Source organism: Nonlabens marinus S1-08 (assembly GCF_000831385.1).
Lineage (GTDB): Bacteria > Bacteroidota > Bacteroidia > Flavobacteriales > Flavobacteriaceae > Nonlabens > Nonlabens marinus.
The window spans coordinates 217,836-235,468 of record NZ_AP014548.1; the positions used below are offsets into that span (position 1 = coordinate 217,836).

Annotated in this window: 15 protein-coding genes; 1 reads left to right on the forward strand and 14 read right to left on the reverse strand. The window is 40.2% G+C overall.

The genetic code is table 11. The annotated features are described in order from the left end of the window. Nucleotides 1–77: 77 nt before the first annotated feature. The gene (locus NMS_RS00995) at nucleotides 78–1,505 is read left to right on the forward strand and encodes an SDR family oxidoreductase (RefSeq protein WP_041494948.1); all 1,428 of its coding nucleotides are present in this window, start codon (nucleotides 78–80) and stop codon (nucleotides 1,503–1,505) included. A 48-nt stretch (nucleotides 1,506–1,553) separates the two neighbouring features. On the opposite strand, the gene ctlX is transcribed toward NMS_RS00995, so the two are convergent. The 14 genes from ctlX to secY form a co-directional block, all read right to left on the reverse strand. After that, on the reverse strand, nucleotides 1,554–2,495 hold the full coding sequence (gene ctlX, locus NMS_RS01000) for a citrulline utilization hydrolase CtlX (protein WP_041494949.1): 942 nt from the start codon (nucleotides 2,493–2,495) through the stop codon (nucleotides 1,554–1,556). Next, entirely contained in the window at nucleotides 2,495–3,415 is a 921-nt protein-coding gene (locus NMS_RS01005; RefSeq protein WP_041494950.1) for a dimethylarginine dimethylaminohydrolase family protein, read from the reverse strand. The genes ctlX and NMS_RS01005 overlap by 1 nt, the downstream gene beginning before the upstream one ends. Nucleotides 3,416–3,544: 129 nt before the next feature. After that, nucleotides 3,545–4,831: a citrate synthase gene (locus NMS_RS01010; RefSeq protein ID WP_041494951.1), complete on the reverse strand. Its 1,287-nt coding sequence runs from the start codon at nucleotides 4,829–4,831 to the stop codon at nucleotides 3,545–3,547. Between the two features lie 257 nt (nucleotides 4,832–5,088). Continuing rightward, nucleotides 5,089–10,329: a reprolysin-like metallopeptidase gene (locus tag NMS_RS01015; RefSeq protein WP_041494952.1), complete on the reverse strand. Its 5,241-nt coding sequence runs from the start codon at nucleotides 10,327–10,329 to the stop codon at nucleotides 5,089–5,091. 161 nt (nucleotides 10,330–10,490) lie between these two features. Further along, complete coding sequence (gene eno / locus NMS_RS01020) at nucleotides 10,491–11,780, reverse strand: phosphopyruvate hydratase (protein WP_041494953.1); 1,290 nt, start codon at nucleotides 11,778–11,780, stop codon at nucleotides 10,491–10,493. Further along, nucleotides 11,777–12,895 carry a glutamine-hydrolyzing carbamoyl-phosphate synthase small subunit gene (carA, locus tag NMS_RS01025; protein ID WP_041494954.1) on the reverse strand — a complete coding sequence of 373 codons (1,119 nt, stop codon included), beginning with the start codon at nucleotides 12,893–12,895 and terminating at the stop codon, nucleotides 11,777–11,779. Before carA ends, eno begins: the two co-directional genes overlap by 4 nt. A 73-nt stretch (nucleotides 12,896–12,968) precedes the next feature. Beyond that, nucleotides 12,969–13,445 (reverse strand): 50S ribosomal protein L17, encoded by a 477-nt coding sequence (rplQ, locus tag NMS_RS01030; protein WP_041494955.1) that lies wholly within the window; start codon nucleotides 13,443–13,445, stop codon nucleotides 12,969–12,971. A gap of 30 nt (nucleotides 13,446–13,475) precedes the next feature. Continuing rightward, nucleotides 13,476–14,468: a DNA-directed RNA polymerase subunit alpha gene (locus NMS_RS01035; RefSeq protein ID WP_041494956.1), complete on the reverse strand. Its 993-nt coding sequence runs from the start codon at nucleotides 14,466–14,468 to the stop codon at nucleotides 13,476–13,478. A 22-nt stretch (nucleotides 14,469–14,490) separates the two neighbouring features. Next, a complete protein-coding gene (gene rpsD, locus NMS_RS01040; RefSeq protein ID WP_041494957.1) occupies nucleotides 14,491–15,096 on the reverse strand; it encodes a 30S ribosomal protein S4 in 606 nt (201 codons plus the stop codon). Between the two features lie 86 nt (nucleotides 15,097–15,182). Next, nucleotides 15,183–15,572 carry a 30S ribosomal protein S11 gene (rpsK, locus tag NMS_RS01045; protein WP_041494959.1) on the reverse strand — a complete coding sequence of 130 codons (390 nt, stop codon included), beginning with the start codon at nucleotides 15,570–15,572 and terminating at the stop codon, nucleotides 15,183–15,185. Between the two features lie 12 nt (nucleotides 15,573–15,584). Then, nucleotides 15,585–15,959, reverse strand: a complete 375-nt coding sequence (rpsM, locus tag NMS_RS01050; RefSeq protein WP_041494960.1) for a 30S ribosomal protein S13 — start codon at nucleotides 15,957–15,959, stop codon at nucleotides 15,585–15,587. 3 nt (nucleotides 15,960–15,962) lie between these two features. After that, entirely contained in the window at nucleotides 15,963–16,079 is a 117-nt protein-coding gene (gene ykgO, locus NMS_RS01055) for a type B 50S ribosomal protein L36 (protein WP_015361145.1), read from the reverse strand. 1 nt (nucleotide 16,080) lies between these two features. Beyond that, a complete protein-coding gene (gene infA / locus NMS_RS01060; protein WP_015361146.1) occupies nucleotides 16,081–16,296 on the reverse strand; it encodes a translation initiation factor IF-1 in 216 nt (71 codons plus the stop codon). Between the two features lies 1 nt (nucleotide 16,297). Beyond that, the gene (secY, locus tag NMS_RS01065; RefSeq protein WP_041494961.1) at nucleotides 16,298–17,632 is read right to left on the reverse strand and encodes a preprotein translocase subunit SecY; all 1,335 of its coding nucleotides are present in this window, start codon (nucleotides 17,630–17,632) and stop codon (nucleotides 16,298–16,300) included. Between the last annotated feature and the right edge of the window lies 1 nt (nucleotide 17,633).

Genomic DNA, 17,633 nt, shown 5'->3' on the forward strand with positions numbered 1-17,633 from the left:
CCGATTCTTTGAATCGGCAGTTTTGTTTTAACACCACCGTGTTGCTTGAACACATCGCTACCGCCTATCTTTAGAACATGAAGGTATTGCTTACAGGTGCGAATGGTTATATAGGAGTTCGACTGCTCTATGAATTACTAAAGGAAGATCATGAAGTGGTTTGTGCGGTACGCAGCGCAAGTCGTTTGTCCGTACCTGAGGAGGTACGGGAACAAATCGAAATCATAGAAATTGATTTTCTTGATGTACCAGATAAGAACCCTATTCCAGCTGATATAGATGTGGCGTATTACCTGATTCACTCGATGACCAGCAGTACGGACAGCTTTGACCAGATGGAAGCAGACAGTGCTACCAATTTTTTAAGACAAATCGCGCACACTTCCTGCCAGCAAATTATTTATTTGTCTGGAATTGTAAACCAAGATGTGTTGAGCAAACATTTGCTTTCGCGAAAGCGAGTAGAAGAAATATTAAGTGCTAGTTCCATTCCCACTACCGTTTTAAGAGCTGGTATCATTGTAGGCAGCGGCAGCTCTTCCTTTGAAATTATTCGGGATCTGTGCGAGAAATTACCCGTCATGATTACCCCTAAATGGGTAAATACAAAAACACATCCCATCGCCATTCGCAACGTCATGAGCTTTTTAATAGGAGTGCTGGGGCGCGAGGAATGTTTGAACCAATCCTATGATATAGGAGGGCTTAACGTACTCACCTACAAGCAAATGATGCAGCAATATTCAGAGAATAGGAATCTGCACTTGACCATGCTCACAGTGCCTGTAATGACGCCAAAATTAAGTTCCTACTGGTTGTATTTTGTGACCAGCACCTCATACAAGTTAGCTAGAAATCTAGTTAACAGCATGTCAGTAGAAGTGATTGCAAGAAAAAATTCCCTAGCGGAGGATCTAGGCATCCAACTTTATAGTTATAAAGAAGCCTTGGATATGGCTTTCGCCAAAATTGAACAAAACAACGTGGCCAGCAGTTGGAAAGACAGTATGGTAAGCGGTAGGTTTAGATACAACATCAATAAATTCAAGCAAGTACCGAAGTATGGCTGCTTGCGAGATGCACAGACCCGAAAAACGGAAAATCCTGAAGAAGCACTCAACCGTATCTGGTCCATAGGTGGACGCAATGGATATTACTATGCCGATTTTCTATGGAAAATACGTGGGTACGTTGACAAACTTTTTGGAGGTGTAGGCTTGAGACGAGGACGAACCAATCAGGACAAGATCTACTCTGGTGATTCCCTTGATTTTTGGCGCGTTTTAGTAGCCGATAAAAAAGAAAAACGACTCCTGCTATTTGCTGAAATGAGAGTTCCTGGCGAGGCCTGGCTAGAGTTTCAGATTGATGAAGACGATGTCATCCATCAAACCGCCACCTTTAGACCGCGAGGTTTGTGGGGTCGTTTATACTGGTACAGCATGCTGCCGTTTCACTACTTTATTTTTGCGGGTATGATTAAGCATATTGCGAATGGGAAATAACCTATCATCACTTCCCATTTCAAGTTATTGAAAGTATTACCGGTTGAGTTAGGATTTGGGCAAAAACACCTCAGCCATCATGCATCGCACGCTACCGCCACCTAGAGTTTCTATGGTTTTGATATCTGGATGTAGGATCTCGTTGTACTTTTCTAATTTCTTGATTTGGGCAGGTGTTAAGGATTGGTAGGCCTGATCGCTCATAACCAGTAACTTCTCCCCTTGCTTGTTATGCAACTGCATCATATTACCTGCGTAGGATTCTACTTGAGCTTCCGTAATGTTGATCACTTCTTTTCCTGACTCCTTCAGGTGTTTGAGAACGGCTTTGACTTCTGCCTTGCTGTCTATGGCATCCAGACAAATCACTGCATACTCCTCGCCTAGCGCCATCATCACATTAGTATGGTAAATAGGTAATCTCGCCTCACCAACGGTCTGGTAAGCTGTGAATAGTACAGGCGTATATTCAAAATCTTCACAGAACTCGATAAGCAGCTCTTCATCTGCTCTTGGAGAAATGCTGCAATAGGCTTTTTCATTAGCTCGATCCAGCAATAAACTTCCGGTGCCTTCTAGATAAATCCCTTGAACTTCCGCAGCGGTGTAATCCATGATATCTTTGATTACAAAACCATGCTGTTCTAGGGTATCTAGAACTTCTGGGCGGCGTTCTAGCCTTCTATTTTCAGCAAACATGGGGTATAAAACGGCAGTTCCATTTTCATGGGTGGATAGCCAGTTGTTTGGAAATATGGAGTCAGGAGTATCATGCTTGTCATCGTCGTTGACGATAATGACCTCGATGCCTTTGTCTTGTAACGCTTTCGCGAAAGCGTCAAACTCTTCCTGCGCTTTTGTATTTGCAGTGGCGTTTTCTATTTCTTTTTGGAACTGTTGATCCTGGTAGTAATTATTCACAGCAGTCTCCTCATTCAAACGGAACTGCACTGGGCGTACCATCAATATGGTATCAGTAATTTGTTTCATTAATCTCGTATTAAGGGTAAAGTGGAACAGCGTAGGAGGCCTTCTTGTTTTGCGATCTCTGCATAAGGAACTTCTTCCACAGTGATGCCATGGCTGCGCAACCAGGTGTTTAAACGGGTAAAGTTGCGCTCAGATACAACCACGTCTGGCGCTATGGAGAAAATATTTGAATTCATCTCATACATTTCTTGCTGAGTAATTTCAAAACAGTTCTCTTTTCCAAAGAGGTCTACTAAGAACTGGTATTCCTCTTCTTGTAAAAAGCCACCTTTATAGATGATGCATTTATCAACGCCTACAGGCTGGAAGCAGCAATCTAAGTGTAATGCATTGTTGTAGGGATCTAAATTGTCTTTTCGTAAATTGAAAGACACTACTTTTTTATGAGGGAAAGTTTTTTTCACCCATTCCACACCTTCCACGTTAGTTCGAGCTATAATATAATCTGCATAGTCCTCACCGCGGTAGGTACCCACAAAGATGTAATCGTTGTATAACATCACATCACCGCCTTCAATGTGAACCTCCTCTGGCGGTCGTATCACTTTTTCTGGATCCACTTGATCGAGCATATATTTTATGGCTTCTAGTTCTTCCTCACGGTCCGGTAAAATATTCGCTTTGACAAAAATGTCGTCTATAACAAAACCAATGTCACGAGTAAATATCTGGTTGCAATCTTCAATTTGCTTTGGTCTAAAAACTTCTACTTGATATTTCTCAAAGACAGCTGCTAATGCTTCCATTTCTACCACCATATCCTCATTCTTAGGATAGGTTCCCGCAATAATGTGCTCGCGAGACTTAGGGTCATAGGCGTCCTTTAAATCTGGAACTGGCCCATTGCTGCGCGCTGTGCCCAGTACTACAGCCCTTAATCGAGAGGTCTCGTTTTGTACGTGTAAATCCAACTTTTTCATGCTGCAAAAATACCTAGTTGGGTTTGTATTACAGTCCCGTTTTGTAGCCTTTTCCATCATTTTATCAAAAAACCGTGAATAGAAAACCCAAGCCGGCTGGCTTGGGTTTATAAAATTTATGATTTGTTTCTATCGCTCAGAAACTGGCTTGAATGGTCTGTGCGTTTCTCCTGTATAGATTTGACGTGGACGACCTATAGGCTCTTTGTTCTCACGCATTTCTTTCCATTGTGCGATCCATCCTGGCAGTCTACCTAGTGCGAACATTACGGTAAACATTTCAGTTGGAATGTTCATGGCTCTGTAAATGATTCCAGAATAGAAATCAACGTTAGGGTACAATTTACGGTCTACGAAATAAGAATCTTCCAAAGCTTCTTTCTCTAATCCTTTTGCGATATCAAGAATAGGATCTTCTACTCCTAAGTCACCTAGAACCTCATCAGCTGACTTTTTGATGATCTTAGCTCTTGGGTCAAAATTTTTGTAAACACGGTGACCGAAGCCCATCAAGCGGAAAGGATCTAACTTATCCTTTGCCTTACCCATGTATTTTTTAGTATCTCCACCATCTTCCTTGATAGCTTCTAGCATTTCTAAAACTGCCTGGTTAGCACCACCATGAAGTGGTCCCCATAATGCATTTATACCAGCACTTAAGCTAGCAAAAAGACCTGCATGTGAAGAACCTACAATGCGGACGGTACTGGTAGAACAGTTCTGCTCATGGTCTGCATGAAGGATCAATAATTTATCAAGAGCATCTACTAGCGTAGGGTTCTGCTTGTATTCAGAGTTTGGCTTTTTGAACATCATTTTCAAAATGTTCTCTACATAGCCTAGATTGTCGTCCCCATAATCTAATGGTTGACCTGTTTTCTTACGTAAAGTCCATCCGACCAAAACCGGGAATTTACCCAGAATCTTCACAATAGCTTTGTACATATCTTCCTCACTCTCTACATTAACTGAAGATGGGTTGAAAGCAATCAACGCACTAGTTAGAGAAGACAAAACGCCCATAGGATGAGCAGACTTAGGGAAACCATCTAGAATTCTCTTCACGTCCTCATCTACATGAGATTGTGCTTTTATGTCGTTATGAAACTTTTCTAATTGAGATGTTGTAGGTAGTTCACCAAAAATTAACAAGTAGGCTACTTCTAGAAAGTTTGCTTTTTCAGCTAATTCCTCTATAGAATATCCACGATACCTTAGAATCCCATTTTCGCCATCTAGGAACGTGATGGCACTCTCACAACTTCCCGTATTCTTATATCCTGGATCAATGGTTACCACACCATCCGTCACGCCCCTAAGGGTTTTGATGTCTATTGCTCGTTCATTTTCAGTTCCAGTAATTACAGGAAATTCAAACTTCTTCCCGTCAATTTCTAATATCGCTTTATCTGTCATTATCTTTTCAAGTTTATCAATTTCAAAAATACGACTGGAAGGGCTTAAACTGAAATTTTATCACTTTATGTTCAACACTTTAATAAATAATTTGGTTTTGAGGTGGCATAATCCCGAATTTCATGGGATTGCCCCTACTACTGGCAGGGTAATGTGTGTGAGTTCGCTTTCGCGAAAGCGAAATACTCTAGAAATCCATAACAAAACAGCGACCCTTTTTAAGAGGTCGCCGTTTGCAAAATCTATAGTTGAAATAGTTACTCTACAATCAATCGGAAGGTCTGACTTCTACCAGAAGCTTCTATTTGTAGCATATACACCCCAGCAGCGATGTTGGGATCCAACTGAACCTGTTGCAATCCATTAAAGCTATATTCCTTTTTAAAGACCAGCTGCCCTAAGGTATTGATCAATTGCAATTGCATGACACTCCCTGTTGCGTTATAGTTAGCAATAGTAAATTCGTGATTTTTAGCGGGATTAGGATACAAGTCCCAACCGCTTATTTGAGCGTTGGTCGTACCTAAGGTAGATTTATCAAACGTGATAAGGAATCGATCCTTAGCACGAGAGGCGGGATCTTCAGTAATGGTAAAATCAATGCTGGTGTTGGAATCCGAAAGCTCCATTTGAGTGTTCTCAAATTGATCTATGAGTATAGGATTCAAATTCATGCGGTCTTCAATCAGGATGCCTAAGGTGTATTCCATATAGCGCAATTGATCCATATGCAATGGGATTACGTCAGACTCCAGTGGCAACTTTCGCTTTTCTACACTCAATAATGTACCCCCATTTGAAGTAGCTAAGGTTTCATCCTGATTGTAGAATTTAGTCGCATCTGCATCAGTCACTTCATTCTCATAGGAATCACTGAAAACAATTCGTACCTCATCCATATTAGACTGTAGGGAGTTGCTTATGGATACTTTTATTTCAGGACGGGTTTCTGTTGTGCTGAATACAGCTAAGGATGCCGTTTCTACTGCTTTGAACTGTTCTACAAAACGTATGGAAGAAGGTCCAGTAGTCTTAACGAAAAAGGCTTGACCAGGCTGGATGTATTTATTTGCCACACTGGCAGATGGTGTAGGAGTTCCATTCTCGGTATCCATGTCTAAAGTCACATACCCTCCACGCTCATTCAAGTTAGGATCCCACACATATAGAAAGGTCTGAGAGATTCCTAGGGTTGTTGTTGCATTGATCAACTGCTTCCCGTCGATGTTTGCTTGATATGGATTGCCTAATAGCGCAAATTCCTGATCTGCTGTAGTAAAGGATGCATCGAAATTACCTGTACTCAATGTTCCCATGGCGCGCAGGACTGTAGGGGTAGGCGCAGGTGTATTGATAGTAAGGTCAGTAGATCGATCCCCACGTACTAACAATCTATAACCAGTTCCTGCAGTAAGTACATCTGTATCTGTATTAGGAGTCTTTATCCATTGATAGTTATTGTTATCAAATAAATAAAGTGAAGCATTTCCTGTAGCCGTAGCATCAAAACCGTTTGCTCCAGTTTTTGAACCTGTGATATGAGTCCCTAGGCCTGCTGTATAAACTCCATTTTCTTGCCAATTCTCATAAATGCTTCCAGTTGAAGTAACCGGCGAGGAAAGTAATCTATAAGCTCGTCGTGCAGGAATATATCGCTCTACAGTTACCGCACCGTTGATGGTAGCATTCTCTGCGTTAGCTAATTGTGCCGTACCACTCGCGTCACTGTTAAAAACCAAATTCCCATTTGTTGTGAGAATTGAGTTATTAGGGTATAAGACATTATGAACTGTAACTTCAGACTGTAAGCTGACACCTACCGTATTGTTTAAAAATAGATCATTAATAGCAATAGAACCACCCCCTTGAATGGTTTGTGCAGTTGTAGATTGAAACTCGATAGTACCAGAACCAGTTGTGGTTAATTCTCCAGCGATATTCATATTACCCTTGACGGTCAAAGGAGATTGTATTGAAATGGATTGACCTGAAGAAACCTCTAAGTCCAATACACTTGCAGCTGTTGTAATAGATGGGGAACCACTTACTACTCTCGCAACTAAAGTTTCAGTGTCTGATGACGGTGCGAATGGCGTCCAGCCATTGTTATAAATTAAGACAGGTGTATCGATTGCAATAGGCAATGAAGTGGCAGTGGACAAAGTACCATCTACTCCTTTTACCACATAAGTCATTTGATCTGTATAGATCAATTGAGTAGATGTATGTTGATAAGCAATGCTTCCTGAATCGATGTCTGCTTGAGTAAAGGTATCTCCCATGGTGAGATCAATACCATTAAGCTGAATAGTTCCATAAACAGGAACTTTTGTGATTACATATATTAAGGCATTAGTAGCAGTTCCTGTTTGAGTGATATTAAGATTAGAAGCATCAACCGTGGTACTTTGATCAAACCCAGCTGTCAATGAATTGACTGTGCTATTGAATTCATTCACGTATTGCAATCGACCGCAAACGTTAATTTTGAATAGTTCGAAGGTACCGCCATTAGAATCTGCCTCTCTATCAGTTACTAATAATTCCCATTGCCCCTTTGCACTTTGACCGTGAAATCTAGTGAATGCTTGTCCTGGGAGAACGTCTCCCATTAGAGCCCCAGTATATCCAGGATCACACCCAAAGGCTTGAGTAGCATTATCCGTAACGGTTACGTCAATATTCCTACCCGCAGCACATTCTCTATTGTAAACCTCGCTGAAGGTTCCAGATGGTGCCCTAAATTGCATTTTAAGATCTCCAGTATCGCTATGCGTTGCTTTCATTGAAAAGCTTACATCCGTTACTTCAATATCATCTGGAATATTAATATATGCGCTAACTGCATTATTAGAGTTAGTTGCCCATTGATCATTCTGGGTGCTATTTTCATTAAAAAAAGTCGCATTTGCATAAGACTTACAAACTTCTTGTGCAGTTTGAAAAGCATATACAGTCGTGAATTCACCAGCAATGCAATCATTGAAAGGTTTGACACTCCAATAGTAAATTTGACCAGGCAATAAGTTAGTAGGTTGATAACTAGTAGCGTTGCCTACATTTATCGTTTCCGTAATTGTAGAAAAATCTGGATTCAAAGAAATCTGTACTATATAAGTAGCTGCACTACCCAGATCTTCCCAGCTCAGTATTGGATTAGAAACCTGATTTTGAGCACCATTTACCGGTGAAGTAAGCTGAACTTCACCAATCGAATTATTGAATATCTTTAAAGTCAGCTCCTTTTCAACAGTTGCGCTAGCGGTGGTCACCACTAGTTTGAAAGGATAAGCACCTGGAGCAACAGTGGACGTATTTGAAATGGTCATGATAGCTGTAGCGTCTGTGGACACATTATTTTGATCAAACGCAGCGGAAATACCAGAAGGTAGATCTTGTGCTGTAAATACAGCCAACTCTGTAAATCCAGGAGCGGCATCATAATCGAATACCAGAGTCGTGTCGCTAGGGGAACAGGATGCCAAAAGTGTGCTCACAGTAGCTATCTCAAAGGTTGCCGCCTTGATTTCAAAATTACCAGAGTTGATGTTAAAAAAATAGTTGTTCGAAGCTTCGACCATGATTCTCGCCTTGGTAGATAATACACCAGTAGGTACAGTAATAGCAGCGCTTCCATCATTACTTGTATTTGCTAACAAAGTGATTGGGTAAGTCAATCCGCCATCGGTAGAAAGCTTTATGTTAACATTTTCAGAATAGGTTGCCGTTCCTGTCCCATTCACTTGCCATGTAATTGTTTCCGAAGAGCCGGCATACCAAATATTGTTTGCCGGATTTGAGACTGTCAGCGGGCCAGCAGCTCCCACCGTTAAAGTAACACCACCATAGGAAGTCTGTCCTCCATTGGGATTGTTATCTCTGATGGTACAAAAGAATCGCATGGATCTCTCCACAGATGGTAAGGTTTCCCATTTAGGGTCAATCCCATTAGCTAGATCAGGAAGATTGGGGAAATACCTAGTAGGATCTATCGTAGCGAATTTAGAACGAAACATTGGACCCGTGGAATTAGTAGCTACCGGAGGTTGTGTGGCCCCAGTTTGCGCTGCAGTCCCAGTATCTAATTGCTCCCAATTATAAGTGTACTGCTCCCCTGAATCAGGGGCCGTGGTACTACTACCAATTAATTTGAAAGGAGTACTTTTGGGGATAGTCGTTTCTGTAAAAGAAACAGAGTTAGGAGCTGTATCGTTTAGTGGCTTTAAATTGGTTTCAACATCGCACGCATCGTTAGCTAATTGTCCCTGCATTTCAAACAAGCTGATGAGATGAAAATAAGCATCTGAGTTATCCTGCACATTAGGAGCACAGATTCCTGCATACCCCATAATTGTAGAGGCACTTCCAGTTTCAAAAGGTTGTGGAGATGGACTTCCACCAAAACAACCATTATAAAAAGTATGACTGGCCCCAAACTGGTGTCCAATCTCATGTGAAACATAGTCAATATCAAAAGGATCAAATTCCGGTGTAACGATACCCGTTACGCCTCGTCCTTTGGTAGTATTCGAACATCTAGAATTAGAAGCCACCCCACCACCACCAGTAGAAAATATATGTCCAATATCATAGGCACCAGATCCTATCACTGCATTTATTTCTCCGGTATTAGCACCTATCATTTGATTAGCACTGAAATTATCAAAATTTTCAGATCGATTGTTCTTATTCCTCCCTAGATGGTAGATTAATAAGTCGTTATTCCCCACAAGTGTAAAACGGATGGATATCTCTTGTTCAAAAACAGAATTAACGCGAGCCAGCGTAATCACAATTCCTGATAAAGCATCAGAGTAGGCGTCACCGTTACTAGCGTCATTATCGTTATGATAGGCAGTATACTCTGAAGTTGCAGAAATGGCCATACGATAGGTATGAAAAGTCAAGTCTTCAAAAGCTTTGGCGATATTATTAGGGTTAGCTAGTGGCTCAACGTTCAAACCTGAATCCTGCGTTTCACATTCAAATAGTTCTTGAGCATCCCTTTTCAAATCCTTGCGATCATATACCATGATTGAATTCTTTGCACTTGATGCATAGGGATCCATATGTACTATACGTTCCCCACGTATGAGACCATGAAATCCTTTAGGTGTTATTGTAAAATAAATTTTATTCAAGGTGTTATCTGAGCTGTACCCGTAATAAGACCGAATATTAGGGTACTTTTCTTCTAACGCCTTTTCCATCGACCCAGCGTTGAAGACCTCAAAACTTTCAAATTCATTACCTCCTACCGGGAAATTAATGGCTATAGAAGCACCACCGCTAAAACGATCGACTGCATTTTCTAACTTGGTTGAAAGTTGTGCTATATCTAGATTGTATGTCTCAAATTCTTCAGGAATGATCTTGCGTTGTTCTACTGGAATTTTAGATAAGGCTCCTTTGGAGGATTGCACCCATAATTCTTGACCTTGAACCATATGACTTATGGAAAAAAATAGAATAATAAGAGGGAGTAATTTTTGAAACATAATGGAGGTTTATACCTACAAATAAAGCTCCTTAACCGCATAAGTCCTAAAGAAACCTTAAAGAACTATATTTTAATCGTTTCACTGTGTCATACAACGATAAAAGCCACCTCTTTAAGGTGGCTTTTCTTGATTTATTCGCTTTCGCGAAAGCGAACTGATTACGAAATACGGAACGCCTTTCTTCCCGGGAAGTAAGCAGAATCATGAAGCTCTTCTTCTATTCGGAGAAGTTGATTGTATTTTGCCATACGATCTGATCTAGAGGCCGAGCCTGTTTTGATCTGACCTGTACCTAAAGCTACTGCGAGATCTGCAATGGTATTGTCCTCAGTCTCACCACTACGGTGTGACATTACAGAGGTGTAACCAGCTTTATGAGCCATATTTACAGCTGCAATCGTCTCAGTCAAGGTACCTATTTGGTTTACCTTGATTAATATAGAATTCGCGATATTTTGCTCGATACCACGGGAAAGTCGCTCTACATTAGTAACAAAAAGATCATCACCTACCAATTGAACTTTATTTCCTGCAATCTCTGTCAACATTTTCCAGCCGTCCCAGTCGTTCTCATCCATACCATCTTCAATGGAGATAATCGGGTACTTATCAGCTAGTGAAGCTAGATATTCTGCTTGTTCTTTACTGGATCGAATGACTCCTTTATCCCCTTCAAATTTTGTGTAGTCGTATTTCCCGTCTACAAAGAATTCTGCTGCAGCACAGTCTAATGCTATCATTACTTGTTTGCCTGGTGTATAGCCAGCATTCTTTATAGCTAGGAGAATTGTGTCCAATGCATCTTCAGTACCATCCAACGTAGGCGCAAAGCCACCTTCATCACCTACAGCAGTACTCAATCCACGATCGTGAAGCACCTTCTTTAAGTGGTGAAAAATTTCAGTCCCCATTTTCAATGCTTCTGTGAAGGACTTAGCTTCCACCGGCATTACCATAAATTCTTGGAATGCAATAGGTGCATCACTGTGGGACCCTCCATTAATGATATTCATCATGGGGACTGGCAAGGTTGCAGCACTCATCCCACCGATGTATTTGTATAATGGTTGGTTCAATTCATTTGCAGCGGCCTTAGCTACGGCTAGAGACACTCCTAAAATTGCATTGGCTCCTAATTTCGCTTTGTTAGATGTACCATCTAGATCGATCATTAATTTATCGATATAGCTCTGTTCGAAAACTGAAACACCGCGCAATTCGTCTGCTATGGTTTTGTTTACATTGTCCACTGCTTTTTGAACGCCTTTACCCATGTAATCTGAACCACCATCACGTAATTCGACCGCCTCGTGTTCCCCAGTGGATGCCCCAGATGGCACTGCTGCTCTCCCTAAAACCCCATTTGCTGTAAGTACATCTACTTCAACGGTAGGATTCCCACGAGAATCAAATATTTGTCTTGCATGTACTTCTATAATCGTACTCATATAGCTTGTTTTTTAGTTGATTTGACGGTGTCTATAAACTCATCAAAAAGATAAGTAGCATCGTTAGGTCCAGGACCAGCTTCTGGGTGGTATTGAACTGAAAAACACGGCTTGCCTTTGATGCGCATTCCAGCGACTGTATGATCGTTCAAATGCGTGTGCGTGATTTCGATATCCTGGTTTGCTTCCGCTTGTTCCTTGTTTATGGCAAAGCCGTGATTTTGCGAAGTAATTTCTCCTTTACCTGTGATCAAGTTTTTCACTGGATGGTTGATACCACGGTGACCGTTGTGCATTTTGTAGGTATCAACACCGTTAGCTAGGGCAATCACTTGGTGACCTAAACATATTCCAAAAAGCGGGTGGTTGTTGTCTAGTACCTTTCGCGCAAGCGATATAGCTTCACTCAATGGTTCTGGATCACCAGGTCCATTAGAAATAAAGAAACCGTCTGGATTAAATTCCATCATTTGCTCATAGGTAGAATTGTATGGAAAGACTTTTATAAATACATCGCGGGAGGCGAGATTGCGCAGGATATTTGTTTTGATCCCGAGGTCTAAGGCTGCAATTTTAAAGGTTGCATCCTCTTTACCAAAAGTGTATGATTTTTTAGTGGAAACTTTTGAAGCCAGTTCTAAACCTTTCATGGATGGTGTCGCTTTGAGCTCTTTCTTCAATTGATCACGCTGGTCTACTCTAGAAGACACAATTGCATTCTGTACACCATGTTCTCTAATGTGAGCTACCAAGGCTCGTGTATCGACATCAGAAATTACAATTAGATTTGCTTTTTGTAAAAAATCGTAGAGAGAATCGGTTGCTAGAACTCGTGAAAATTCTCCCGAGAAGTTTTTACAAACGAGGCCTGAAATCTTAACAGAGTCGGACTCTAAATCCAAATCAGTTGTACCATAATTACCAATGTGGGCATTAGTAGTGACCATAATTTGCCCATAATACGACGGGTCTGTAAAAATTTCCTGATACCCGGTTGTTCCTGTGTTAAAACATATTTCACCTGTAGTAGTTCCCTCAGGTCCTACCATTTTGCCGTGGAAAATTGTCCCATCTTCCAACAGGATGATTGCTTCTTTTTTCTCTAAGTATGCCATATTTCAAAAATAATAATAAAAAAAAAGGATCAATGCCTAAACATTGATCCTTTAAAATAATTGTTATGAAGGTTTACTCTTCTTCATTGCTTGCTTCTTTGTTCTCTTGCGCTGCAGGCTGCGTGTCTTTAGACTTACTACGACGACTACGTCTTGTAGTCTTCTTAGACTCTGTTCCAGTCGTGTAGATGTCGTTGTAATCTACTAACTCGATCATCGCCATATCTGCATTATCACCCAGTCGGTTACCCAACTTAATAATTCTTGTGTAACCGCCTGGACGGTCACCAACCTTAGTCGCTACTTCTCTGAACAATTCCGTTACCGCTTCTTTGCTTCTTAATTGAGCAAAGGTTAATCTGCGGTTGTGGGTGGTATCAGATTTTGCTTTAGTAACTAGAGGCTCTACAAATTGCTTAAGAGCTTTTGCTTTTGCTACAGTAGTATTGATACGCTTGTGTTCAATAAGGGAACAAGCCATATTAGATAACATCGCCTTACGGTGAGCTGTCTTTCTACTTAAATGATTTACTTTTTTTCCGTGTCTCATTTTCTTCTATTTCTACAACTAGGTGAAAACCTAGTCACGGTCTAATTTATATTTGGACAGATCCATACCGAAGTTAAGACCTTTCACATTTACCAATTCTTCTAATTCAGTCAAGGACTTCTTACCGAAGTTTCTAAACTTCATTAAATCGTTCTTGTTGTAAGAAACTAGGTCACCTAAAGTTTCCACTTCTGCAGCTTTCAAACAATTAAGTGCACGTACGGAAAGTTCCATATCGACTAACTTAGTTTTCAATAACTGGCGCATGTGTAGACTTTCCTCATCATAGGTTTCTGTCTGAGCGATTTCATCTGCCTCAAGAGTAATTCTCTCATCCGAGAATAACATGAAGTGGTGGATCAATGTCTTAGCTGCTTCAGTAAGAGCGTGCTTAGGGTGAATACTACCGTCAGTGATGATTTCGAAAACTAATTTTTCATAATCAGTTTTTTGTTCAACACGGTAGTTTTCTATGCTGTACTTTACGTTTTTGATAGGAGTAAAAATACTATCAATAGATATTGTACCTAAAGCAGCACTTGTATTTTTATTCTCTTCAGCAGGAACATAACCTCTTCCTTTTTCAATTGTCAACTCAAGATTTAAATTGATGGAAGACTCTGTATTACAGATTACCATTTCAGGATTCAAAACTTGAAAACCAGAGATGTATTTCTGCATATCACCAGCAGTGAATTGATTCTTTCCAGAGAAAGATACATTTACAACTTCACTATCTACTTCGTCAATTTGTCTACGGAAACGAACTTGCTTGAAATTCAAAATAATTTCAGTTACGTCCTCCACTACTCCTTCTATTGTAGAGAATTCATGATCAACACCTTCAATTCTGATAGATGTGATAGCGAATCCTTCAAGAGAGGAAAGTAATACTCTTCTCAGAGCATTTCCCACTGTTAAACCATAACCAGGTTCTAAAGGTCTGAATTCAAACTTACCTTCAAAATCGGTTGAATCGATCATGATTACTTTATCCGGCTTTTGGAAATTTAATATTGCCATAAGAATTTTGTGGGTTTAACTATTATTTAGAGTACAATTCAACGATCAACTGTTCCTTGATATTTTCAGGAATCTGAAGTCTTTCAGGTACAGCTACGAAAGTACCAGACATGCTGGCTTTGTTGAACGTAATGAAGTCATATACGTGCTCATTAGATGATAAAGAATCATCTATTGTAGTCAATGACTTGGACTTTTCACGAACTGCTACTACATCACCGGCTTGAAGTTGGTAAGATGGAATGTTCACTAATTGTCCGTTTACAGTAATGTGTCTGTGAGAAACAAGTTGTCTTGCACCGCGACGTGTACGAGCTATACCCATACGGTATACCACGTTGTCCAAACGAGACTCTGCTAATTGAAGAAGAACTTCACCGGTAATACCTGTGCTACGAACTGCTTTTTCAAACATCAAACGGAATTGCTTTTCAAGAATACCGTAAGTGTACTTCGCTTTTTGTTTTTCTTTAAGTTGAACCGCGTATTCCGATTCTTTTCCACGGCGTCTGCCGTTTCCATGCATTCCTGGAGGATAGTTTTTCTTCTCCAGTGCTTTACTAGGGCCAAAAATCGGTTCTCTGAATCGACGAGCAATTTTTGCCTTAGGACCTCTATATCTTGCCATTTTGTAATTGTTTAAAAGTGATGTACTGAGAATTCAGGTCTATATCCTTCTGCAGTCTGATAATCACCAGATATTATTAATTAAATTTATACTCTACGTCTCTTAGGAGGACGACATCCATTGTGTGGTAATGGTGTAACGTCAATGATCTCAGTCACTTCGATACCAGCATTGTGGATAGTACGAATTGCACTCTCACGACCATTTCCTGGTCCCTTCACATATGCCTTCACTTTTCTAAGTCCAGCCTCGTGAGCTACCTTAGAACAATCTTCTGCTGCAAGTTGAGCTGCATAAGGAGTGTTCTTCTTAGAACCTCTAAAGCCCATCTTACCTGCGGAAGACCATGAAATGACCTCTCCTTTTTTATTAGTCAACGATACAAGGATATTATTGAAGGAAGAAGAAATGTGTGCTTCTCCGACGCTATCAACAATGACCTTACGTTTTTTTGCTACTGTTTTAGACTTTGCCATATCAGTTACTTATTATTTAGTTGCTTTCTTCTTGTTAGCAACAGTCTTACGTTTTCCTTTACGAGTACGTGAGTTATTCTTAGTTCTTTGCCCTCTCAATGGAAGACCTGATCTGTGACGAATACCTCTATAACATCCAATGTCCATCAAACGTTTGATGTTCATTTGAGTTTCAGAACGCAACTCACCTTCAATAGTAAACTCACCGATAGCGTTACGGATTTTCCCAATCTCGTCATCATCCCACTCGCTAACCTTTTTGTTTGCATCAACGCCAGTTGACTCCAACACTTGTTGAGCTCTACTTTTCCCTACACCATAGATGTAAGTAAGCGCTATCTCACCTCTTTTGTTTTTAGGTATATCTACCCCTGCGATTCTAGCCATAGCTTAACCTTGTCTTTGTTTAAATTTTGGGTTCTTCTTGTTGATTACGTAAAGACGGCCTTTACGACGTACGATCTTACAATCTGCACTTCTCTTTTTAATTGATGCTCTTACTTTCATATTAGTATCTATAGGTGATCCTTGCTTTCGTCAAATCGTAAGGACTCATTTCTAATTTAACTTTATCTCCTGGTAGTAATTTAATGTAATGCATACGCATTTTACCAGATATGTGTGCTGTTACAACATGGCCATTTTCCAGCTCTACTCTAAACATTGCGTTTGAAAGAGCTTCTATGATGGAACCATCTTGTTCTATAGCGGATTGTTTAGCCATATTATGCTACTGCTTTTCTATTTTTACCTGTCTTGATCAAACCATCGTAATGGCGATTCAACAAGTATGAATTAATTTGTTGCATGGTATCAATCGCAACACCTACCATAATCAACATAGATGTACCTCCATAAAATAATGCCCAAGATTGCGTAACTCCCATGAGAGAAACGAATGCTGGAACAATTGCAACTAGCGCCAAAAATATGGAACCAGGTAAGGTAATTTGCGACATGATGCGATCCAAATACTCTGATGTCTCCGTTCCTGGACGAATCCCTGGAATGAAACCACCATTGCGTTTTAAATCATCTGCCATTTTATTAGTTGGAACCGTAATCGCCGTATAAAAGTAAGTAAACACTATAATCAATAAGGCAAATACTAAGTTGTACCAGAAGCCAAAGATATCACTAAATGCCGTAGCAACTGATACAGCCCAATCAGAATCTAAGGTGCCTAAAGCTTGTGGAACAAACATTAATGCTTGCGCGAAAATGATAGGCATCACACCTGATGCATTCAACTTCAATGGTAAAAACTGACGAGAACCAAAAACATTTTTTTCATAACCGCCGGAAGCAGTTCTTCTAGCATATTGAACTGGTATCTTACGCACAGCCATTACTAGCATAATACATGCCAAAATAACTAGTAACCAAATAACAACTTCAATGATCATTACAAAAGGACCGCCTACACCATCAATTCTAGATACAAATTCTTGTGCGAATGCTTGCGGTAACGTTGCTATGATACCTACCATGATAAGTAGCGAAATACCATTACCGATACCTTTATCAGTAATTTTCTCTCCTAACCACATGGCAAATACACATCCAGTAACTAAGATAATAGTACCGACAACTAGAATTAATGTTTGGTTGTCAATAAGGTATGCTTCTGGTGGAACACCTAAAGTACCTAAACTCAACAAGTAACTAGGCGCCTGAATCAAACAGATCCCTATGGTTAACCATCTCGTAATTTGATTGATCTTTCTACGTCCAGACTCTCCCTCTTTTTGTAGTTTCTGTAAATAAGGAACCGCAATTCCCATGAGCTGTACTACAATACTAGCAGAGATGTAAGGCATAATTCCTAAAGCAAAAACAGAAGCATTAGCAAAAGCTCCTCCCGTAAAAGCATTAAGTATAGATCCTATACCACCACCCTCAAAATTTGATGCAAAACCGGCTAATTGAGTAGAATCTATAAATGGAAGCACTACTTGTGCGCCGAATCTATAAACTAAAAGCAAGCTAAAGGTCATAATAATACGATCCTTTAACTCCTCTATTTTCCAGATATTCTTTATTGTCTCAATTACCTTCATG